The sequence below is a fragment of the Clostridium thermosuccinogenes genome (genome assembly GCF_002896855.1).
Taxonomy (GTDB): Bacteria; Bacillota; Clostridia; order Acetivibrionales; family DSM-5807; genus Pseudoclostridium; species Pseudoclostridium thermosuccinogenes.
In genome coordinates this window covers 3102794-3124114 of the sequence record NZ_CP021850.1, presented here as the reverse complement: position 1 = coordinate 3124114, position 21321 = coordinate 3102794, and the positions used below count along the sequence as shown (strand labels likewise).

Below are 21321 nucleotides of genomic sequence, written 5' to 3'. Positions count from 1 at the left end.
GGGTGTTAATTGTGGATAAGAAAACCAATGAAGTATTACTTGAGATAAAGGGCTTGCAAAAGAAATATGACGAAATAACTGTCCTAGAGGACATTAATTTATGCATAAAAAAGGGTGAAGTTGTTGTTATTTTAGGGCCTTCAGGCTGTGGGAAAAGCACTCTTTTAAGGTGTATCAACGGTTTGGAGAAAATACAAGGAGGTGATATAAGATTCTGTAATAAAAGCCTTGTTGATAAAGATGTGAACTGGCAGGAAACTAGGCAGCATATAGGAATGGTATTCCAGAACTATGACTTGTTTCCGCACATGACAGTCATTGAAAATATCATTTTAGGCCCTGTCAAAGTACAAAAAAGAAATAAAAGTGAGGTGATGGAGCAGGCAAGGCAGCTATTGGACAGGGTAGGATTGTACGACCGAAAGGATTCTTATCCCCGTCAGCTTTCCGGAGGCCAGAAGCAGCGAATAGCAATAGTAAGGGCTTTGTGCATGAATCCTGAGATAATGCTTTTCGACGAAGTTACAGCATCTCTTGACCCTGAAATGGTAAGAGAAGTCCTGGATGTAATACTGGGACTCGCAAAACAGGGTATGACAATGGTTATTGTAACTCATGAGATGTCATTTGCCCGGGCTGTTGCCGATAGGATAGTGTTTATTGATAAAGGCAGAATCTGTGAAATATCAGAACCCCATGAGTTTTTTGCGCATCCAAAGACAGAACGTGCTCAGCACTTCTTAAATAAATTTCAATATTAAATTATAAAACGAAAGGAATGGTTAGAATGATAAAAATCAAAAGAATTATTCAATTATTAATGATTGCAGTGTTAGCGCTGGGGGTGCTTGCAGGTTGCAACAATGCTAGCACAAAAACAAGTACAAATACAAGCACGAAAGAAACTAAGGGTTCTATAGCTGAAATAAAAGAGCGGGGTAAGATTAGAATTGGTGTGTTTAGTGATAAAAATCCATTTGGTTATGTTGATGAAAATGGTGAAAATCAGGGATTTGATGTGTATATTGCCAGGAGGTTTGCGAAGGATCTTTTAGGAGACGAATCCAAGGTTGAATTTGTTTTGGTGGATGCAGCAAGCAGAGTAGCGTTTCTGGAATCAAACAAAGTTGATATAATAATGGCTAACTTTACGGTTACAGAGGAAAGAAAACAAAAGGTGGATTTTGCCAACCCCTATATGAAGGTTTCTCTTGGAATAGTTTCTCCGGAAAGTGCTCCGATTACATCGATTGAACAGTTGAAAGGTAAAAAAGCCATCGTCGCTAAAGGAACTACTGCTGAAACTTTTTTGACTGAAAACTATCCTGAAATAGAGCAATTAAAATTCGAACAGTATACAGAAATATTTGAAGCATTAAAGGATGGACGTGGTGCTGCTATAGTTAACGATAATACGGAAGTGATTGCATGGGCGAAACAGAATCAAGGATTTGTAGTCGGTGTACCTACATTGGGCGAGCAGGATACAATAGCACCAGCTGTTAAGAAAGGCAATAAGGAGCTCCTCGATTGGATTAACAATGAACTTGCTGCCCTCGGCAAAGAGAATTTCGTACATGAGGCCTATGATGCAACACTGGCGGATATATACGGAGAAGATTATAAAGAGAGTCTTGTAATTGAAGGTGGAAAATTAGAATAATCTAAGAATTTTAATTGCGTAAAATATTATGTAAACGCACAGGTTTTCAATGATATACTCCCCTTGAGGTGAAAAGGCAGATAAATAAGCCTATACCAGGAAGGGGAGTATTTTATAGTTTCTTCATAAATTCTACATATAACTTTAGTACTTTACAGGTATTTAGAATACACATTGAGGTGAAAAATGGAAAATAGACGGATTTGGGAAGTGGATTTTTTAAGGGTTGTTGCAATAGTCCTTATGGTTATTTTTCATACAGTATATGATTTAAATGAATTCGTAAGTATTAATATAGACTATTTAAGAGGATTCTGGTATTGGGAAGGCAAAGTATCAGCACTGTTATTTATATTCCTTTCAGGAATAAGCAGCGGTTTTAGCAAGAATACTGTAAAAAGAGGTATTACGGTACTTTTATTTGCAATGATAATTACCCTTTTTTCATATATTTTTTTCAGAGAACAGTATATTCGGTTCGGTATACTACATTTTCTAGGAACCGGCATGATTCTTTTCCCACTGCTAAAAAAATGAATAACATCTTTTTGCTTGCGATTGCTTCGGTTATATCATTTGCAGCGATACCGGTTAAAAGTGCTTTAGCTGATACAAGTTTGCTACTTCCTTTTGGAGTTATGTATAGAGGATTTACTACACTTGATTACTATCCTTTAATTCCGTATCTTTCGGTATTTATATTGGGTATACTTGCTTACAAAATTTATTACTACAAAAGACAGAGCATTTTTAAATTCAGTTATGTAAATGAATATATTTCGATGATAAGTAAGAATTCACTTGCAATATATTTAATACATCAACCAGTTATTATTGGAGTAATTTATTTATTTCAATTTTCTTCATAATTCTTTCACATCTTCATGCTAATTTAAAAAAGAACGGCAAGATATTCCAACAATGATGGTATTAACGAAATTTAAGCGGACATGTCGAGATGTTGCTGCTATCTTTAATAGGGGAGGCGTTATAAATGTTTAATACTATACGAAAAAAACTTATTGCAGGGTTTTCAATTATTTTGGTCATTATAATTGCAAGCACTGTATATAACATGTACATATACAATAACAGCAAGACACATATCATTAGAATCAAAGAAAATGCTGTCACAGGCTTTAAGTATGCAAGTGAAATGAAAAACAATGTTATTCAGGTGGGGCAATTTTTAACTGATGTGAGCGCTTCTAAAAATACGGCTCATTTAAAGGAAGCTGAAGAACAATATGATCTGTATAAAAAGAATTCAGAGGAGCTTGCCGTTTTATATCCTGAGTATATATCTCTATTGGAGGAATTAAATGTTGAGTTTGATAAGTTATATACATATGGTAAAGAAATGGCAGATATGTATATAAAAAATGGCCATGAGGATGGAAACATAATGATGGCTGAATTTGACAAAATTGCTGACAGCATTTATGTAAAGGTTGATGAAATTCAAAAGAAAAGTGAAGCTTCTATGGACGATAGCCTAATGACTATTCAAATGCATATGGAAATGAACCAAAAAATATCTGCCGTTTTAGCAATTATAGCTATAATTTTAGCAATCCTAATAGCAATACTGCTAGCCGGTAGTATTACCAAGCCAATAAATAATCTCCTTGAGATATTTAAGGATCTTGAGAGAGGACAGGGTGATCTAACGAGTAGAATTAATATCAAATCAAAAGATGAACTGGCCAGGTTAGCACAATCCTTTAACAATTTTATGGACAGCCTGGAGAATATGGTGATAAATATAAAGAAGAACTCTGTTAGAGTATCACAGGGATCTGAACTGTTGAGCGAGGGCAGCTTGCAGACATCTGCCGGCGTTGCTGCTATAAATACTCACATGGGAAAAGTTGTGGAGGACACTCAAAAAATAAACACTTCAATCAGTCAGATTACTGCCAGCATATCAGAAATAACACAGGCTTCCCAGGTTTCTGCTACTGATGCTCAGCAAATTAGTGTGGAGGTTGAAAGAGTTAATATGCTTGCTCAAGAGAGCGGGAAATTAGCACAGGATACAAAAATTGAAATGGAGAAAATTGAGAAAATCTCATCAGGTACAATTAGTATTGCTGAAAAGCTCGGAAACGAAGCTGAAGAGATAGGCAAAATAATAGGAACGATAAGATCTATCACTGACCAAACAAACCTTTTGGCATTAAATGCAGCTATAGAAGCTGCAAGAGCAGGAGAGCACGGTAGAGGATTTAGTGTCGTAGCAGAGGAGATTCGAAAACTTGCTGAAAGCAATAACCAATCAGCCAAAACAATTGAAAATATAATTGTAAATATTCAGGACATGATTCAGAGGACAATGGTAGCAATTATGGATGTCGGGGGAAACATAAAAAGTGGCAGCGCTATGGTTGAAAATGTATATACACAGCTTCATCATATTATTGAGGGAGTAAAAAATATAAATAGCAGAATTCATAGTATTGCAGCAATTACTGAGGAACAGAGTGCTTCAACCGAGGAGCTTTCGGCAACGATAGAATCTATCAATGATAGTAATACTGCAATTACAGCAGCTATGCAGGAAGTGGCAGCAAGTATATCTACTCAAACAGACACAATTACAGGCTTGAGTGCAACGGCTTTAGATCTGAACGAGTCGGCAAAACAGCTAAATGGACTTGTAAGTAAATTTAAATTTCAAGAAAACTAAATCTCCATAAGTTCTTCATGTTTTCTTCATGAGTTCTCCTTTTTTACTTACTAAAATAAAACTATGAAATAAATAATACGAATCAAGGAGGTTTTACAATGAAGAGAAAAATCATGGGTATTTTAACGGTAGTGCTGGTTGTTGCAGCATTAAGTACATCGGCTGTATTTGCCAAGGATAACGGAGATCAGAGAGAAAAGAGTGCAATAAACTCCATGTTTGACGCTATGAGGAACTGGAGCCAACAAGCACAGGAAAGAGGGGAAATCACAGAGGAAGAAGCGAAGGAGTGGGAAAAGCATTTTGAAGATATGAAGAAGTTTCATGAATCGAATGGCTTTGGAGGACACTGCGGTGGTTTTAATAATGATAGCGGGAATGCCGAAAATCAGAATTATTTGCCTAGAAATAGTATGATGAGAAGATTTTCAAGTAATAGCATATAAAATTAACGCCACAATCCGAAAGAGGCACTATATAAAAAGTGGCCTCTTTTTTACCGCATCTGAAAAGGACGGAGATAACAGGTTGAAACCGGAACATTATTTACAAATCTGTCATTTTATCTCCATAACATCTTCATATTTACTTACTATAATAAAGTCATAAGAAAAACAAAATCAAAAGTGGACATTCTCATAGAGGGCATGACCACAGTGGACAGGATCTTCCAGAGCATTATATGAAAACAGCCAAAATGGTTCAGGACAGAATTTACAAAAAGGCAGTTAGTGAGCCTATAAAGGAGGGAGTTTCTTGAAAAGTCGCAGAATTAAGCTAAAGCAGGAAAATATGCTATGCCATAGATGTGTAATGAATGTAATAAGAACGTTAAGCCAATTGCCAGGTATTGAGGAGCTTAATGTAGATTTGGATACTAAAAGGATTGAAATAAAATATAGTGGTAAGGGTATATCAAAGGAGATGGTTGAGAATATTGTTGAACAATCTATTATAAATGGTAAGATATATAGATTGCCAATGGCTAACTAATCAAGGAGACGAATAAAAATGGTGATGTTGAAAGTAATCAGGTCAATATCGGCCTGTTTAAATAGATGCTGAACATAATAAATAATGTTCAAGGAGGCAGCTTCGGCTGCTTCTTATCTTGTACTATGATTTTTTACAGTTTATACAAACGTAAAAATCATACAATAAGTAGACTTCAAATGAAAGATATAATAAATATTTATCCAAATGCTTCTCTTCATAAAATCTCCACAAAAATGTGTTAAATTCAGTGATAAATAATGCAAAGGTGGTATAACGATGGGCAAATCAAGTAAGACAAACAAAAAGGTGCAAGCAGCACAGAAAGCTAAAGAGAAAACATTTGTAGTAGTTGGCGTAATTGCAGTTCTTATCATAGGCTTCGTTATTATCAAAATTTATTCAGGTGGAGGTGGAGCAGCTACAACAGGGGCTGTATCAGGTGATTTAAAGATACAAAAGAGTGAAGTCTCTGAAATTGCTAAATTTTACCCTTATAAGGCAGGTAAGACAAACATGGAGGTCCTGGCCGTTAAAGCAAGTGATGGAACGATAAGGACGGCATTTAATACTTGTCAGGTATGTTATGATTCCGGAAGAGGTTATTATAAGCAGCAGGGTGACGAATTGATATGCCAGAATTGCGGTAACAGGTTCCAGCTTGACCAGATTGAAGTGATAAAAGGTGGCTGCAATCCGGTTCCTATTATGAAAGAAAATAAAACTGAGGATGACTCATATATTGTAATCTCACAAGCTTTCATGGAAGAAAACAAAGACTTGTTTGGAAATTGGAGAAAGTAGGAGGCGGATGATAATGTTGAAACGTATAAAAAGGGCTATTAGCAATTTATTGGAAAAACTGGCAAAGGAAAATGAAAAATCCTTTGGAAAGGGCACTCTTGATTGCTGTCAGCTAAACCGACCAAGCAACAGTAGTAAAAAGTAGGATTTAAGTAATCCTTTTAAAAGAGGTGTGGGATGGAACAGAGATCGATACGAAAAATTCTTCAAATAGATGGTATGACATGTACAAGCTGTGAAATGAGAATTGAGAATGCTCTGAGAAAGCTTGACGGAGTATTAGAAGTTAAGGCAATTTTCAGCAGCTCCAATGTTTACATTACCTACGATGCAAATGTTATAGGGCTGGAGCAAATTATTGAAAAGATAGAAAAGCTGGATTATATTGTAAAGAATAAACCAGGTGCTGAGGCTGTTACAAAATCAAATGTAAAAAAAGCAGCGGATGATAAAATGTCAATCAACCAACTGTTGGGGATAGGTATCATATTGTTTGCTCTTTATGTTATTGTTAAGAACACAGTGGGGTTTAACTTTATACCCGAGATTAATCAATCAATGGGGTATGGAATCCTGTTCTTTGTCGGATTGCTGACTTCACTGCATTGTATCGCCATGTGCGGAGGAATAAATCTATCTCAATGTGTTTCATATAAGGTTGATAACGGGAACTCCGGTAAGCTTTCAAAATTAAAACCAAGTTTGCTTTATAACAGCGGCAGGGTGATATCCTATACTATTATCGGAGGTATAGTAGGATCTTTAGGTTCCGGTATAAGCTTTTCAGGTGCCGCCAAGGGAATTGTGGCTATTATATCCGGTGTATTCATGGTGATTATGGGGTTAAATATGCTCAACATATTCCCATGGCTCAGAAAATTAAATCCCAGGATGCCTAAAATATTTGGCAACAAAATACACAATAACAATGGAAAGTATGGGCCTTTTTATGTGGGATTGCTCAATGGCTTAATGCCGTGTGGCCCACTTCAGTCTATGCAGATTTATGCTTTAGGTACCGGGAGTTTCGCGGCAGGAGCATTATCCATGTTTATGTTTAGCATTGGCACAGTGCCTTTAATGTTCGGATTTGGGGCAGTGAGCTCAGTGTTAAGCGGAAAATTTACACATAAGATGATGAAAGTAAGTGCTGTGCTGGTAATCGTACTTGGAGTGGTTATGACAAACAGGGGTCTGGCATTATCAGGCTTTTCATTCCCATCTGTAGCATTTGGTGCAAACAGCGGCACTCAAGGCAGCAACGTAGCTACAATACAAAACGGTATTCAAATAGTTACTACAAATCTGTCATCAGGCAGCTATGAACCGATTACAGTTCAAAAAGGTATACCTGTGAGATGGACCATAAAGGCTCAAAAAGGTAACATAAACGGCTGTAACAACGAAATTGTAATACCAAAATTTAATACAAGCAAAAAGCTTGAGGTAGGAGACAATATCATAGAGTTTACTCCGACACAAACCGGTACATTTGCGTATAGCTGCTGGATGGGCATGATCAGGAGCAAAATAACTGTAGTTGATGATATTAATAATGTTGATACATCCGGCTCTAGTGGAGGTGTTCAAAAGTCAGATTACAAAATACCCACTGACGAAATTGCTGTTGCTAAACTAGATGAGGACGGAAAACATTATGTTGAAATAAATTTGGAAGAAAACAGGTTTTCTCCGGCAGTAATAGTAATGCAGAAAGGAATTGAAACAATATGGAATATAAAGGGTGTAAGTATAAATGACAGTAATAGCACACTTATATTCCCTAAGTATAATGCCCAAATAAATATGCAGGAAGGAGATAATGAAATAGGTTTAATTCCTGTAGGTGACTTTGATTTTAGCACTGCTGACAACACTTTTTATGGCTATGTAAAAGTTGTTGACGATATAAACGAAATCGATATTGATGCAATAAAGAATGAAATAAATCAATACGTTCCTACCGTACAAGAATTTATAGATAATAGCGGACTCCCTTCATGTCATTAATGACACATAATACTCACTTTTAGAAAGGCGGTAATTTTATGAATAAAGAAACTATTAAAATAAGCGGTATGACCTGTGCCGCATGTGCAAAGCGAATCGAAAAAGCAGTTGGTAAACTGGATGGCGTTTCACAAGCATCTGTTAACTTTGCAACAGAAAAACTGTCTGTTGAATTTGATAATCAAAAGTTATCTACGAATGAGATCAAAGAAACTATCGTAAAGGCTGGGTATGGAGTTATTGAGGAAGAAAAAAAGAAAACGGTTACCATACCTATTGGGGGCATGACCTGTGCCGCATGTGCCAACCGGATTGAAAAAGCGTTAGGTAAAGTAGAGGGAATTTCAAAAGCTTCTGTAAACTTTGCCACGGAAAAAGCAACGGTAGAATATGACCCTCAAATAACCAGGCTCTCTGCAATCAAGCAGGTCATTGAGAAAACCGGATATAAAGCCTTAAGTATTGAGAAAAAGGCTGCTGTTGATGAAGATAAGCTGCGTAAGGAAAAAGAAATACGTACCCTTTGGAGAAAATTCATCGTAGCTGCTATATTTTCTGCACCACTTTTATATCTTGCCATGGTTCCGATGATTTCGTGGCTCCCTTTTCCCATTCCAAGCTTTCTTGAGCCTATGCAATTCCCTTTAATCTTTGCGCTTACGCAAATCTCTTTGGTTATACCGGTAATTATAGCAGGATATAAATTCTACACTGTCGGCTATAAAGCGCTGATTCAAAGAAGCCCTAACATGGACTCCCTTATAGCAATAGGTACGACAGCAGCGGTTATCTACAGCCTATATTCAACCTGGCAGATATCAATTGGAAAATTTCACGCTGTCGAGGGACTGTATTTCGAAACAGCCGGTGTTATTATTACGTTAATACTGCTTGGCAAGTCACTGGAAGCAGTATCAAAGGGAAAGACCTCTGAAGCCATAAAGAAGCTGATGGGTTTGGCACCAAAAACAGCAATAGTAATACATGATGATAAAGAAGTAGAAGTTCCCATTGATGAGGTAGAAATCGGCGACGTGATTTTGGTAAAGCCGGGAGAAAAAATCCCTGTAGACGGTGAAGTAATAGACGGGCACACAGCAATAGATGAATCCATGCTGACAGGTGAAAGTATACCTATCGATAAAAAGGCTGGAGATAAGGTTTATGCCGCTAGTATTAATACCAATGGTATGATCCATTTTAAAGCTACCAAGGTAGGCGGTGACACAGCTTTAGCACAGATCATCAAACTGGTTGAGGATGCACAAGGCTCAAAGGCTCCTATTGCACAGATGGCTGACATTGTATCCGGATATTTTGTTCCTATCGTAGTTGTTATTGCAGTACTTGCCTTTGCAGGGTGGCTCATTGGAGGCCAGACATTAGTGTTCGCACTTACAATATTTATTTCAATACTCGTTATCGCCTGCCCTTGTGCTTTGGGCCTTGCAACACCAACTGCAATAATGGTTGGAACAGGAAAAGGGGCGGAATATGGGATTCTTATCAAAGGCGGAGAAGCTCTCGAAACTACTCACAAGATCAATACTATAGTTTTCGATAAAACAGGAACCATAACAGAAGGCAAACCTGAGGTAACAGATATCATTGCTGTCTCCGGCATGGAAAGGGATCGGTTGCTTCAAATTGCAGCCTCGGGTGAAAAAGGCTCGGAACATCCTTTAGGCCAGGCTATAGTAAGAGGCGCAGAGAAGAAAAACCTTGAATTTTTGAAAGTAGAAAAATTTGAAGCTATTCCGGGACATGGTATAGAAGTCACTATTGAAGGAATGAACGTACTTATTGGCAACAGAAAACTGATGGATGAAAGAGATATTTCATTAGGTGAGCTTAATATTCAGTCTGACAGGCTCGCAAATGAAGGGAAAACACCGATGTATGTTGCAGTGAACAACAAAATATCCGGTATTATTGCTGTTGCTGATGTTGTTAAGGAAAGCAGTGCAAAAGCAATTAAAAAGCTTCAGTCCATGGGCATTGAAGTTGCTATGATAACCGGTGATAATCGAAAAACTGCCGAAGCGATTGCAAAACAAGTTGGTATAAATAGAGTACTGGCTGAGGTTCTCCCGCAGGATAAGTCAAATGAGGTTAAAAAGCTGCAGGCAGAAGGAAAGAAAGTAGCAATGGTAGGTGATGGAATCAATGATGCGCCTGCCCTTGTACAGGCCGATATTGGTATGGCTATAGGTTCAGGTACCGATGTGGCTATGGAATCTGCAGATATTGTGCTGATGAAAAGTGACCTTATGGATGTTCCAACAGCAATCCACTTAAGTAAAAGTACAATACGCAACATCAAGCAAAACCTGTTCTGGGCTTTTGGATATAATGTTGCCGGCATTCCGATTGCAGCAGGCGTTCTTTATCTTTTTGGCGGTCCGCTTCTAAATCCCATATTTGCAGCTGCAGCAATGTCTCTAAGCTCAGTATCTGTTTTAACAAATGCTTTAAGGCTAAAAAGGTTTAAGCCATATAAATAAAGAGTAGACTTTATAAAAAGAAAGGAATGGGTATCCAATGAAAAAGAAGCACATTTTAATTCCGCTGTTACTGATAATGACGTTTATTTTTGCTTCATGCAGTCAGCTGGATGTAATAGGCAACAAATCCATCACATCATTTAAAGAAGTATTGGATGCAATGCCAGATAAAATTGCAGCCGATGAGGTCAATGGAGGCTGGACTTTGACTGCGCCGGATAACAGCGCTAAATTCTTCTGGAGTAAGGATTTCAGTAAGAGCAAATTATATGATGCAATGCTGGAATTCGATGCCAAACCTTTTATTGATGCAGGCCTTGATATTAATAAGCTGCCGGATGGTATGGTTTCCGAGGATAAACTGGTAGTTGGTGTAGAACTAAGCTCTGAAAGTATAACTTATGATGGTGAAGCTACTCCGATTGCCTCCTACGAAAAAATTGTAGAACTTAAGCGAGACTCTATAGGTTACCACGCTGCTCTGGATCATTTTGGGGTGGATCTGGCAGGAGGCAACATGTTTGAGTGGGCAATGGACATTGGAATGAACGACAAGGATATAGTATTTGTTTTGAATCCGCAGGTGTTTATTGACGCAGGAGTTGATCCTGAAAAGGTAGAGGGTTGGGTATTTGCCAAGGTTGAAACCATGGATATGAATGGTAAAAAGGTTGAAGTGGACAAATTTTTAAAACCGTTTAATATAAAATAAGATTGGAGGATTAAGAAATGGAAAGAACAGTATTAAAGGTTGATGGAATGTCTTGTTCGCATTGCGAAAATGCTATTAAAAAATCAGTAGGTGCTCTTGATGGTGTTAGTGCAGTAACAGTTGACTTAAAAGGTAAAACCGTCACAGTTGAATACGAGAGTTCAGAGGTATCACTGGACAGGATCAAAAACGAGATTGAGGATCAGGGATACGATGTTGTATAATTAATGTGTACGAAAAAGTCCCCTTGTCAAACAGGGGATTTTTTCATATATTTTATAGATTTTTATGATATCAGCTATTACGGAGGTTTACGATGAGCAATGTGCCCCAAAAAATACTGATCGTGGATGACGAGATGAAAATAGTGGAGGTTGTAAAATCATATCTTGAAAACAGTGGATATTCAGTATATGAAGCATATAATGGCAAGGAAGCTCTGGATAAATTCGAAAAGGAGAATCCTGCTCTAATAATTCTAGATTTAATGCTTCCGGATATGAACGGTGAGGAAATTTGCAAAGCTTTAAGGAAGAAATCAAGAGTACCTATAATAATGCTTACTGCTAAGGTTGAAGAAGAGGATGTTTTAAAAGGTTTGAATATCGGAGCAGATGATTATGTTACAAAACCCTTCAGCCCAAGGCAATTAGTAGCAAGGGTTGAAGCAGTTTTGAGAAGGGTAAGTGACGCATTAATTCCATTGTCAAGCTTTATAACTTTAAACAATGATGAACTGGTCATCGATACCTTGAAATATGAGGTGAAAAGATATGGGGAAGCAATCAATTTGACTCCTAATGAATATAAGCTGCTGTTAACGATGGTAAAATATCCTGATAAGACTTTCACCAGGGAAGAATTGATATATATGGCTTGGGGTGAGGATTACGATGGCTATGACAGAACAATTGATACCCATATAAAGAACATCAGACAAAAAATTGAATCCGACCCAAAAAACCCAAAATACATTTTAACTGTTCATGGAATAGGCTACCGGTTTGGTGGTGAATAGGAAGGCGATTGTGTTATGAAATATAGTTTGAGAACCAAGTTATCGCTATCTTACATTTCTGTAGTTCTTATTTCTGTGCTCATGATCAGTGTTATAACGAACCTGTTGCTGGACAAACATTTTAAGGATTACATCATAGAAAACCAAGAACGGAAGAATAAGGAAATTGTTTCTCAAATCAATCAGCAGTATAAAACTGGTGGAGAATGGGATACGGAAGCTATTGGGAACATTTGTATTAATGCTTTGGAACAAGGAATGATTATAAAGTTGGTGGATTCTTCGGAAAAGATCATATGGGATGCAAAGTTTCATGATAATGCACTATGCGAGCAGATGTTGGCTCATATAGCAAAGAACATGAGCAGCCGCTATCCCAACTGGGAAGGCAGATATGTAGAAAATATTTATCCTATTACAAATAAGCTGAGTGAAGTCGGAAAAGTTGTAATCGGTTATTATGGCCCATATTACTTTAATGATAGTGATCTGGAGTTTATAAATACTATAAACAGACTTCTTATGGGTGTTGGCGCATTTTCTCTTATTTTATCCTTTCTCTTCGGCTCGGTAATGGCAAAAAGGCTGAGTACACCCATTTCCCGGGTTATAGCCACAGCTCAAATGATTTCAAAAGGATATTTTGATGGCAGGATAACTGAACCATCCAGTACAAAGGAGACTACTCAGCTTACTGAAACCATTAACAACCTTGCTGAAACCTTGGAAAACCAGGAAGTCTTAAGAAAAAGGCTCACAGCCGACGTTGCCCATGAATTACGAACCCCCCTGGCTACTTTGCAAAGCCACATGGAAGCAATGATTGACGGTATTTGGAAGCCTGATACCGAGAGGCTAAAGAGCTGCCACGAAGAAATCATGAGAATAAACAGGTTGGTAGGGGATCTTGAAAAGCTAGCGAAATATGAGAGCGAAAACCTGATCCTTACCAAGACAAGCTTTGATATTTCGGAGCTTATCCGGCATATTATACAGAACTTCGAGAATGACTTTGCGAATAAGGATATAGATGTAAAGTTTATAGGTGAAAAAGAGATAGTAACTGCTGATAAGGATAAAATAAGCCAGGTAATAATAAATCTGCTGTCAAATGCTCAAAAGTACACTCCACAGGGGGGTGTAGTGGAGGTTATAGTTAAAGGTGCCGATGACGTTACAGAAATAACTGTTAAAGATACTGGGAAAGGGATTCCCCCAGAGGACTTACCCCATATTTTTGAACGTTTCTATCGTGCAGATAAATCAAGAAACAGGTTGACCGGAGGTGCCGGAATTGGTCTTACAATCACAAAGGCAATAATTGATGCACACAAGGGGAAGATTCAAGTAAAGAGCAAGGTTGATGAAGGGACAGAATTTATTATATCATTACCAAAGCAGCTCGGCTAAATAGCTATCTATTACTTGAGGATGATGGATTGTCATGGGTCACTATCTTTTTTCTTACTCCTGTTCTTCTATAACCGCTCTTAAGGTCATGGCTTATAGCAAGGGAGCTTGCTAAATAATAACATAGAAACATAGCTAGCCCTTAAATCCTGAGACTTAAGGACTAGCTACATTGTAAATCAATCTTTGTTGGGGGGATATATTACTCTATATTTTTTTTCATGATTTTTTACACATTATCTTTTAGTTGCTTGTTCTCGGTTGCATTATTTCCCTTATCCTTTTTAAACATCATTGGCATCATCACAAGCATCATAATCGGACAAAGAAACGGTATGATTTTGGATAAATAGATGCTGGTTCCGGGAAGGATTTTTCCTATCAATGGTAATAGAAGCACTAAAATTACTGGTCCGCCGCAGCACAACATCATCATCAAAATATGTGATATATGACCTTTATGCTTACCTTTATGTTCATTTTCCTGATGCCTGTCATTTCCGTGACAACATTTCATATTCCGTCCTCCTTATTAATACGGATCTTCAGACTTTTAACATTTTCCGCCTATTACAGCTTAATTAGCTGCTAACTCAATCATTCTACAACATATACAAATTTTATATATTGCTATGGCCTTTATTTTAGCAGTTAGATATGTAGATTTTATGAAAAAAAGTACAAGTGAAGAAGAAAGACTAAAAAAATTGGGTCAAAAGCTTTGCTGGAGAATATATGAGTTTCTTAATGAAATGTCAATATTCTCAACATAAAGTTTTTTCATTTATATATTATAGTCTTCAATATTAACGTTAAAGTAATTTTATGACGTCTGAGTAGATATAATATACACCCTGCTCGCGCTTTTCGTTGCTTAAGCAGCTACTAATGTGTTAATGCATTAATATTTTATTTTAATACTATTAACAATTATTTCATATATTCTCCATTAAATCTTCACATCTTTTTCCTACGATAAGTCCATAAGATATTTAACAAATTGAGAGGTGTTTGATATGAATGAATATTTTGGTTCGTATGAAAATAGCTATAATTATGAATCCGATGATATTGTGGAAGAGGTAAATAGGGTTGAACAGGTGGATACCTCGCAAAGATTTCAAGTAAGTACAAAGAAAAAATCAAATTTAAAAACTTATATATCTCTTGTTTTGGCAACTTCCTTAATAAGCAGTACTGCAGTAGGTGGAGCTCTATATTCAAAGTTTTCAGGTGAATTAAAAAAACAGGAGGCATTGATACAAAAGGCAGGTATCGTTTCGACTATTAATAACTCCAATAGTAGCTCAATAGATAGAGGTGGGGTAATAAAAACTGCTCTTGTCAAAGGCTCTACCGTAACTGAAATAGCGAAGAAAGTAGGGCCTTCAGTAGTTGGCATCAGAATGTCTGTAGCCAATCCGCAAAGCAGGTATTTCGGAGTAGAGATGGGACAGTCTAAAGCAGAGGGTTCTGGTGTTATCATAAGCCAAGATGGATATATCATGACAAACTATCATGTAGTAGAATACGCAGACCCTAAGAATAATGCAAGTAAGAACTCTACATTGGAGGTGTTTCTTCCGGATGGGAGACAGGCAAAAGCTACATATGTAGGAGGTGACAGTAAAAACGACTTGGCTGTTATTAAGATCGAACTGGAAAACCTTCCTGTAGCTGAACTTGGTGATTCTTCCCAGTTGGAAGTAGGGGAATTGGCAGTTGCTATTGGCAATCCTTTGGGAATGGAATTTGCAGGGTCTGTAACTGCAGGAGTAGTTAGCGCACTGGATAGAAAGGTTGCTGCAGATGATAAAACCCTTAACTTGATTCAGACAGATGCAGCAATTAATCCCGGGAATAGTGGTGGGGCACTTGTAAATTCGCAGGGGCAGGTAATAGGGATTAACACAATTAAAATCTCTGTTGCTGGAGTTGAAGGCCTGGGATTTGCAATTCCAATTAATGATGCGAAACCGATTATTGACCAGTTGATATTGTTTGGATATGTTAAGGGAAGGCCTTTAATAGGTATTTCAGGTATGGAGATCACCGAGACAATCGCGAATCAGTATGGACTGCCAGTTGGAATCTATGTAATGGACGTGACAGCGGGAAGCGGCGCAGATAAAGCCGGAATAAGGAAGGGAGATATACTTGTAAGTCTTGCTGATAAGGAAGCCAAAACTATGAAAGATTTGGATGAGATTAAGAAGGGCTATAAAGCAGGTGATACAGTAAATGTTGTTGTTGTGAGAGAAGATGGAAAGAAAACCTTAAAGCTGGTATTCTCTGAAGAGAAATAAAAGCTGGGGGATAAGAGTAGGCCTTTTAGTGATGAACATGAAGAAACTTGAAAAGGAAAATAACACGCTTTGACAAATTTCAACATGGCTTTTAGTATATAACTATAAAGGAGCAAAAACGCTAACATAATTTGTAAAACTAAATGAGGCAACCGAAAAATCCGATATTTTTGTTGCTAACACAAAAGATAAAGGATTGACGATGCCTCGATGAACATTATAACATGTACAGAAAGTTTAAGGAAGTTCCTTATTGCATTAAGACTGACACTTTTACTTACAAAGCCTCAACTTGCAAACCTTACAAGCATAATTGCTTCCGCTATGCAAGGCGGCTTTGGTGGAAAAATCAAGAATGTACCGGAACTCAGCATGCGTAATGTTCACCGGACTTCCATCTGGAAGTTTTTATCGAGATCACCATGGCCTACAAGCCTTGTTATGGATAAATACCAGTTATACGTACTGGCACAGATAAGCTTACAAGCCCGGAAAACAGGCTGTCCTGTATATGCGATACTGGATGATACTATTTCCGAAAAGACAAAGCCCTCGTCAAAGGCTTTGAGACCAACAGAAGGTTGTAGTTTCCACCATTCGCATCTCAGGAAAAAGCGTGTTTACGGCCACCAGATCGTATGTGTGCTTCTGGAATGCGGGGGACTAAAGCTGCCTTATTATATGGAACTTTATGATAAGGTTAAGCAGAGTAAAATCAACATGGTGCGTCAAATAATCGAAGCACTGCCGGATTTTCCGACAAAGGTATACGTCCTGGGAAACAATTGGTATAGTGCCTGTTCTGTAATAAAAGCTGCCCATAGCAGAGGTTTTGAGTACATTGGTGCTTTGAAGGCCAACAGGGTCCTTTATTATGAAGGAGGCCCAAGATTAGGACAGAAAGTTAATGCGTATGTGAAAACCCTTACTAAAAAAGATGTCCGCCTTGTCACCGCGGGCAATCAGAAGTACTGGGTTCACCGTGTTAACGGGTTTATCAAGAGGCTCCCTAAAATCGGAGTAATACTGCTTAGTTGGCCTGAAAACAAGCTGTTTGAAGAAAATGCCACGCATGTTTTTTACAGCACATGTAATCTTTCAGAAGAAGTTATTCTATCAACTTACACCGAAAGGTGGACGATAGAAATCTTCTTCAGGGATAACAAGATGCAGCTTGAACTTGATAGATACCAGGTACGTGGAAAACAGGCAATCCGGCGATTCCTGACAATTATTGTGCTCGCTTATGCCTATTGTATAAGCATATCATCTGATGATTGCCGTACCCTGGGTATTCAACGTAAACATGTACGCAATGAAATTAAACAAAACTTGATTGCCTATGTTTACGAACAAGCTTGCCATGGTATTCCGTTGTCAAAGATCAATGAAGAGCTTGGTATAGCCATATAACCATTTATTGGTATGAAATTTGCTCATTTATAGTATATAATAGTAAGTGTTATCAAAATAAATAAAATCGATAAAGGCAAACTTGTTGAAAGACAAGGACGCAAAGCCTCGGGTCTAAAGCGATTTACCGCTATGATGGCCGGGTTGCCGGGACTAAGCTGCTTTAGGCTCATTGGTGTTTTATAACATCAGTGAGCCTTTATGTATACAACCATTATTACTTATAGTAACGACTTTGAGCCATTATGACTTTGATTTGCCGGAAAGGTGTTTGCAAGTTTGCCAGGGAATCCTGAAAGGAAGTGGTGAGTATGTCGCCGGTTAAAGTTGTAATGGCTGATGATGAACATGGAGTAATGCTTTTACTATGCTCGATTCTTAGTAAGCTTGAAGGGGCTCTGGTTGTTGGAACAGCGGAAAATGCTAATGATATCATAAAGCTTACAATAGAGCATAACCCGGACTTAGCTTTTCTTGATATTGAGCTGCCTGATATGAAAGGAATAGAGTTAGCCGAGAGGCTGAGAGAAATAAAACCGGATATAGCAATAGTCTTTATAACCGCACATCAGGAATACTCTCTCGATGCATTCAAACTGTATGCATCCGATTACATATTAAAGCCAATTGATGAGGATAGAGTAAAATCTACATTCCGACGCATATATAAGATGCTGGAAATATCAAAAAAGAGTAATACTTCCCAAAATACGGAGACCTGCAGAATTTCAATAAATCTGGGCAGTGAACGAGTCTTTATAAAGCTGGATGAGATATTTTATATAGAAAAGTCCGGACGTCATACCCTTATCTCCTGTACCAACGGGAAATTTAAAACCCGACAAACCCTGCAGGAACTGGAGAAGTACTTAGGAAAGATGTTCTTTCGTTCCCATAAATCTTTCATTATAAACACCGATCGGATTGAAAAGATAGTCTCTTTTCCCAATTCATCGTATTATGAGGTAAAATTCAATAATTGTGAAGACAAGGCTTTACTTAGCCGTGATCGTATGTCTGAGCTAATGAAGTATTCTGATTATAATGTCTAAGGGGGTATTGCGATGGATGTTATGCCGTTAATCCCCTTTTTAGGTGTATCTGTTCCTGAAAGCCTGGTTTTGTATTATATGGTACTAGCATTAACAAAGAAACGGGAGTCACCGTTTGTAGTAATAATCCTTTCCCTGCTGACTTCGATATTCTCATTCAGTATCCGGACAATGCCAGTACGTTTTGGTATCCATACTATATCACAAGTAGCACTCATGACTATATTTTTGAACCTCTTTTTCCGATTGCGCTGGCATACTTCAGCAGTTGTAATGGTACTTTCAAGTGTGTTTTTGGGATTGGCGGAGGGAATCTCCGTTCCACTTCTGGCTTGGATTTTTAATTTAAATCTTGAACAAATCATCTCTGATCCTTTGCTAAGAATACTTTTTACTTTGCCTCACTTGATTTTACTAGCAATATTAGCGTATATCATCAGCAAACGAGGATGGCGCTTACCGTTAATATCAGAAAAATTGGGAATAAAAAATGAGTCTGACAAAAGAACAACAAAGCAACTCATTAGGCAAAATTGTCTTTTGGCATTATGTCTGGTACAAGCTTTAATGCTTGTTTTATTAAATCTTAGTTTTCATGCCTACAATTCAGGTGTTTATCCCAGTTTTACACTGAAAACCCTAGTAGAAGTTGGTAGCATTGTTTTATTGATTTCTGTTTTAGCTACGATATTTGTATCCGGATATCTGCTAAAAGTCATAGAACGCGATGCAAAATTGGAAACAGAGATTCATTATGCCAGAGAGAGACATAATTTGCATTTGCGTTTGCAGGTTGAGCGTCATGATTTTTACAACCATCTTACTGCCATTTATGGATATATAAAGGCTTGTCATTACGACCAGGCAGAAACCTATATCGAAAATCTGTATCATACTGTCAGCCGCATAGGAAGCCTCCTGAAAATTGAACCTCCGGAATTAGCGGCTATTATAAGTACAAAACATGAGGAAGCAAAAATCAATGGAATCAAATTCTACTGGTATGTAAAAATACAAGACGGTTCTCTTCCACTTTCGCCGGAGGATCTTACTCAATTAACCGGTAACCTTCTGGATAATGCTTTAGATGCAGTAAAAATGAATGGTTCCCCACGAATAGACTTAGTTCTAGTATGCAATAAGCTAGGTTTGGAATTAAAGGTATCCAATAACGGCAGCCCCATCCCTCAAAATGCTAGGCAAAATATTTTTACTGCCGGATATACAACTAAAAGCATTAAACAGCATAGCGGTCTTGGGCTATATATAATTAAGCAGATTATAGATCGTTATGACGGTCAATTACAATTGAGAGAGCCTGAAGGCTATACCGGTGTGGAATTTATGATTTATATTCCTTGGAATAAATATAAGCGATAATTGTTCTGATTACAATAATGAACATTCAGTTTATATGTTACAGTAGGGAGGCACCAAATACTTAGTTTTTTTATATTCATATACATTTCATTTTGTGAGTATAGTACTGACATAAATAATACGAACTGATAGGTAAGATTTTCTTTGTTTTTAAAGTATAAAGAAGTAAATCACCTTCTACATTACATTTTTCGTTCTGATTTTACGAATAAATGGACATCTTGATTACCCAAAATATTCGTATTATTATAAATGCATATGGGAGGTGTTTAATATGCTGTCAAGATCAGATATTGATATTATTGAGCAGTACGTTGATGATAAATATTTTGATAAAGATAAATTGATTAAATATCTCAATATGCACTCTATCGTTGGAAATGAGATTTTTTCGTACTGCGATAAAAAAGTTGGACGTAATGGTTCTATTTCTTATTCAAGTTGGTTGGATGATAAATACGGGTATAAGCCACTGCCTGTAGCAAAATTTATTCGTAGAATACCTTTTTATTTCTATGTAAACGATTATTCGAATAATCACGTGGGTAATTTGCATTGCCTTATTTCAGGAATCATACGAGATGATAAAGATGAAAAAACTTTAGAGAAGCTATACCAGGCACTTGAATACATGCTATATGAGAAAAATCTTTCATTGACGGATATATTCTGCTACATAGTGGATCAGACTCATCATGTGTGCAACACAGAGATGTTTTTTCAATGGAAACATTACTTGCAATTGTGTGATGAACTAGGAAGCAACGACTATCTACCGGACTGCTTTATTACAAGCTATAATGAGGCATTGGAGAAGAAAGGACTTCCCCCCATCATTTATGAAATAGGAGAGATAGGAATAGGTGAAGTAAGCTGGCGGACAGGAACACGGATTGAGTTTGAAGGTACTTTTCCGTGCGACAAAAACGGTCAACCTATAATGAAATGGATAGGCCTACGAGTTAAAAATGCAAAGAGCATTACTTGCTCACAAGATAAGTCTAGCCGCGGACGGCTATTTGTTGAGATTACTCCCTACACTACAATTCATGCTCTAAACTGTTATAATAATAAGGAAGATGATGATTGTTGGTACCAAATTTATGCGGGTCCGCAAACTATGGAATTTGATTATGAAATCCTGAAGATTTACCGAAAACGTCTCAAATATACCCAAAAAGATGTAGCTGACGCAATTGGTGCTACTGTTCGCACTTATCAAAAATGGGAAAATGGAGAGACCACACCTGATGGACACTATCTACTGAGACTTCTTAACTGGCTCGACATTCGTGACATTCAAGATATTGTACGGTATACAGAATAAATTTTCAATGTAAAAACATCATCAAGCTTATGATAGATAG

At 37.5% G+C, this 21321-nt stretch carries 19 protein-coding genes, 1 pseudogene and 1 riboswitch; of the genes and pseudogenes, 19 read left to right on the top strand and 1 reads right to left on the bottom strand.

Annotation, left to right across the window (positions count from 1 at the left end):
* The first annotated feature begins 11 nt into the window (after positions 1–11).
* The 14 genes and pseudogenes from CDO33_RS13765 (at position 12) to CDO33_RS13705 (ending at position 13803) form a co-directional block, all read left to right on the top strand.
* Entirely contained in the window at positions 12–761 is a 750-nt protein-coding gene (locus CDO33_RS13765) for an amino acid ABC transporter ATP-binding protein (RefSeq protein ID WP_103082706.1), read from the top strand.
* Between the two features lie 26 nt (positions 762–787).
* Positions 788–1663: a cysteine ABC transporter substrate-binding protein gene (locus tag CDO33_RS13760; protein WP_103102798.1), complete on the top strand. Its 876-nt coding sequence runs from the start codon at positions 788–790 to the stop codon at positions 1661–1663.
* A 186-nt stretch (positions 1664–1849) separates the two neighbouring features.
* Positions 1850–2532 (top strand): annotated as a pseudogene (locus tag CDO33_RS21705) (heparan-alpha-glucosaminide N-acetyltransferase).
* 125 nt (positions 2533–2657) lie between these two features.
* Positions 2658–4352: a methyl-accepting chemotaxis protein gene (locus CDO33_RS13750; protein WP_103082704.1), complete on the top strand. Its 1695-nt coding sequence runs from the start codon at positions 2658–2660 to the stop codon at positions 4350–4352.
* Between the two features lie 98 nt (positions 4353–4450).
* Positions 4451–4798, top strand: coding sequence for a hypothetical protein (locus tag CDO33_RS13745; RefSeq protein ID WP_103082703.1), 348 nt, complete (start codon positions 4451–4453; stop codon positions 4796–4798).
* 346 nt (positions 4799–5144) lie between these two features.
* Complete coding sequence (locus tag CDO33_RS13740) at positions 5145–5345, top strand: heavy-metal-associated domain-containing protein (protein WP_274540234.1); 201 nt, start codon at positions 5145–5147, stop codon at positions 5343–5345.
* A 279-nt stretch (positions 5346–5624) separates the two neighbouring features.
* Complete coding sequence (locus CDO33_RS13735; RefSeq protein ID WP_103082701.1) at positions 5625–6149, top strand: DUF2318 domain-containing protein; 525 nt, start codon at positions 5625–5627, stop codon at positions 6147–6149.
* 13 nt (positions 6150–6162) lie between these two features.
* Complete coding sequence (locus CDO33_RS21495) at positions 6163–6294, top strand: LDCC motif putative metal-binding protein (RefSeq protein ID WP_274540101.1); 132 nt, start codon at positions 6163–6165, stop codon at positions 6292–6294.
* A gap of 32 nt (positions 6295–6326) precedes the next feature.
* A complete protein-coding gene (locus CDO33_RS13730; protein ID WP_103102797.1) occupies positions 6327–8159 on the top strand; it encodes an urease accessory protein UreH domain-containing protein in 1833 nt (610 codons plus the stop codon).
* 38 nt (positions 8160–8197) lie between these two features.
* Entirely contained in the window at positions 8198–10663 is a 2466-nt protein-coding gene (locus tag CDO33_RS13725; RefSeq protein WP_103082699.1) for a heavy metal translocating P-type ATPase, read from the top strand.
* Between the two features lie 37 nt (positions 10664–10700).
* A complete protein-coding gene (locus tag CDO33_RS13720) occupies positions 10701–11375 on the top strand; it encodes a hypothetical protein (RefSeq protein ID WP_103082698.1) in 675 nt (224 codons plus the stop codon).
* Between the two features lie 17 nt (positions 11376–11392).
* Positions 11393–11599, top strand: coding sequence for a copper chaperone CopZ (copZ, locus tag CDO33_RS13715; RefSeq protein ID WP_103082697.1), 207 nt, complete (start codon positions 11393–11395; stop codon positions 11597–11599).
* A 92-nt stretch (positions 11600–11691) separates the two neighbouring features.
* Positions 11692–12393: a response regulator transcription factor gene (locus CDO33_RS13710; protein ID WP_103082696.1), complete on the top strand. Its 702-nt coding sequence runs from the start codon at positions 11692–11694 to the stop codon at positions 12391–12393.
* 15 nt (positions 12394–12408) lie between these two features.
* Entirely contained in the window at positions 12409–13803 is a 1395-nt protein-coding gene (locus tag CDO33_RS13705; RefSeq protein ID WP_103082695.1) for a sensor histidine kinase, read from the top strand.
* A 229-nt stretch (positions 13804–14032) separates the two neighbouring features.
* On the opposite strand, the gene CDO33_RS13700 is transcribed toward CDO33_RS13705, so the two are convergent.
* Positions 14033–14320: a hypothetical protein gene (locus tag CDO33_RS13700; protein WP_103082694.1), complete on the bottom strand. Its 288-nt coding sequence runs from the start codon at positions 14318–14320 to the stop codon at positions 14033–14035.
* Between the two features lie 499 nt (positions 14321–14819).
* Here CDO33_RS13700 and CDO33_RS13695 point away from each other — a divergent pair, with 499 nt between their 5' ends.
* The 5 genes from CDO33_RS13695 (at position 14820) to CDO33_RS13675 (ending at position 21281) form a co-directional block, all read left to right on the top strand.
* A complete protein-coding gene (locus CDO33_RS13695) occupies positions 14820–16109 on the top strand; it encodes a S1C family serine protease (RefSeq protein ID WP_103082693.1) in 1290 nt (429 codons plus the stop codon).
* A 210-nt stretch (positions 16110–16319) separates the two neighbouring features.
* A complete protein-coding gene (locus CDO33_RS13690; RefSeq protein WP_103082692.1) occupies positions 16320–17522 on the top strand; it encodes a transposase in 1203 nt (400 codons plus the stop codon).
* 65 nt (positions 17523–17587) lie between these two features.
* Positions 17588–17674: riboswitch (cyclic di-GMP riboswitch) on the top strand.
* A 159-nt stretch (positions 17675–17833) separates the two neighbouring features.
* A complete protein-coding gene (locus CDO33_RS13685) occupies positions 17834–18574 on the top strand; it encodes a LytR/AlgR family response regulator transcription factor (RefSeq protein ID WP_103082691.1) in 741 nt (246 codons plus the stop codon).
* Positions 18575–18586: 12 nt separating this feature from the next.
* Positions 18587–19954 carry a sensor histidine kinase gene (locus CDO33_RS13680; protein WP_103082690.1) on the top strand — a complete coding sequence of 456 codons (1368 nt, stop codon included), beginning with the start codon at positions 18587–18589 and terminating at the stop codon, positions 19952–19954.
* A gap of 274 nt (positions 19955–20228) precedes the next feature.
* Positions 20229–21281, top strand: coding sequence for a helix-turn-helix transcriptional regulator (locus CDO33_RS13675; RefSeq protein WP_103082689.1), 1053 nt, complete (start codon positions 20229–20231; stop codon positions 21279–21281).
* The last annotated feature ends 40 nt before the right edge of the window (positions 21282–21321 follow it).

Bases quoted from the DNA above. Each gene is read 5' to 3' on its own strand.
- CDO33_RS13730 (WP_103102797.1), top strand. From the start codon at position 6,327: ATGGAACAGAGATCGATACGAAAAATTCTTCAAATAGATGGTATGACA.
- CDO33_RS13745 (WP_103082703.1), top strand. From the start codon at position 4,451: ATGAAGAGAAAAATCATGGGTATTTTAACGGTAGTGCTGGTTGTTGCA.
- CDO33_RS21495 (WP_274540101.1), top strand. From the start codon at position 6,163: ATGTTGAAACGTATAAAAAGGGCTATTAGCAATTTATTGGAAAAACTG.
- CDO33_RS13690 (WP_103082692.1), top strand. From the start codon at position 16,320: ATGAACATTATAACATGTACAGAAAGTTTAAGGAAGTTCCTTATTGCA.
- CDO33_RS13705 (WP_103082695.1), top strand. From the start codon at position 12,409: ATGAAATATAGTTTGAGAACCAAGTTATCGCTATCTTACATTTCTGTA.
- CDO33_RS13710 (WP_103082696.1), top strand. From the start codon at position 11,692: ATGAGCAATGTGCCCCAAAAAATACTGATCGTGGATGACGAGATGAAA.
- CDO33_RS13760 (WP_103102798.1), top strand. From the start codon at position 788: ATGATAAAAATCAAAAGAATTATTCAATTATTAATGATTGCAGTGTTA.
- CDO33_RS13695 (WP_103082693.1), top strand. From the start codon at position 14,820: ATGAATGAATATTTTGGTTCGTATGAAAATAGCTATAATTATGAATCC.
- CDO33_RS13700 (WP_103082694.1), bottom strand. From the start codon at position 14,320: ATGAAATGTTGTCACGGAAATGACAGGCATCAGGAAAATGAACATAAA.
- CDO33_RS13675 (WP_103082689.1), top strand. From the start codon at position 20,229: ATGCTGTCAAGATCAGATATTGATATTATTGAGCAGTACGTTGATGAT.
- CDO33_RS13725 (WP_103082699.1), top strand. From the start codon at position 8,198: ATGAATAAAGAAACTATTAAAATAAGCGGTATGACCTGTGCCGCATGT.
- copZ (WP_103082697.1), top strand. From the start codon at position 11,393: ATGGAAAGAACAGTATTAAAGGTTGATGGAATGTCTTGTTCGCATTGC.
- CDO33_RS13720 (WP_103082698.1), top strand. From the start codon at position 10,701: ATGAAAAAGAAGCACATTTTAATTCCGCTGTTACTGATAATGACGTTT.
- CDO33_RS13750 (WP_103082704.1), top strand. From the start codon at position 2,658: ATGTTTAATACTATACGAAAAAAACTTATTGCAGGGTTTTCAATTATT.
- CDO33_RS13740 (WP_274540234.1), top strand. From the start codon at position 5,145: ATGCTATGCCATAGATGTGTAATGAATGTAATAAGAACGTTAAGCCAA.
- CDO33_RS13680 (WP_103082690.1), top strand. From the start codon at position 18,587: ATGGATGTTATGCCGTTAATCCCCTTTTTAGGTGTATCTGTTCCTGAA.
- CDO33_RS13735 (WP_103082701.1), top strand. From the start codon at position 5,625: ATGGGCAAATCAAGTAAGACAAACAAAAAGGTGCAAGCAGCACAGAAA.
- CDO33_RS13685 (WP_103082691.1), top strand. From the start codon at position 17,834: ATGTCGCCGGTTAAAGTTGTAATGGCTGATGATGAACATGGAGTAATG.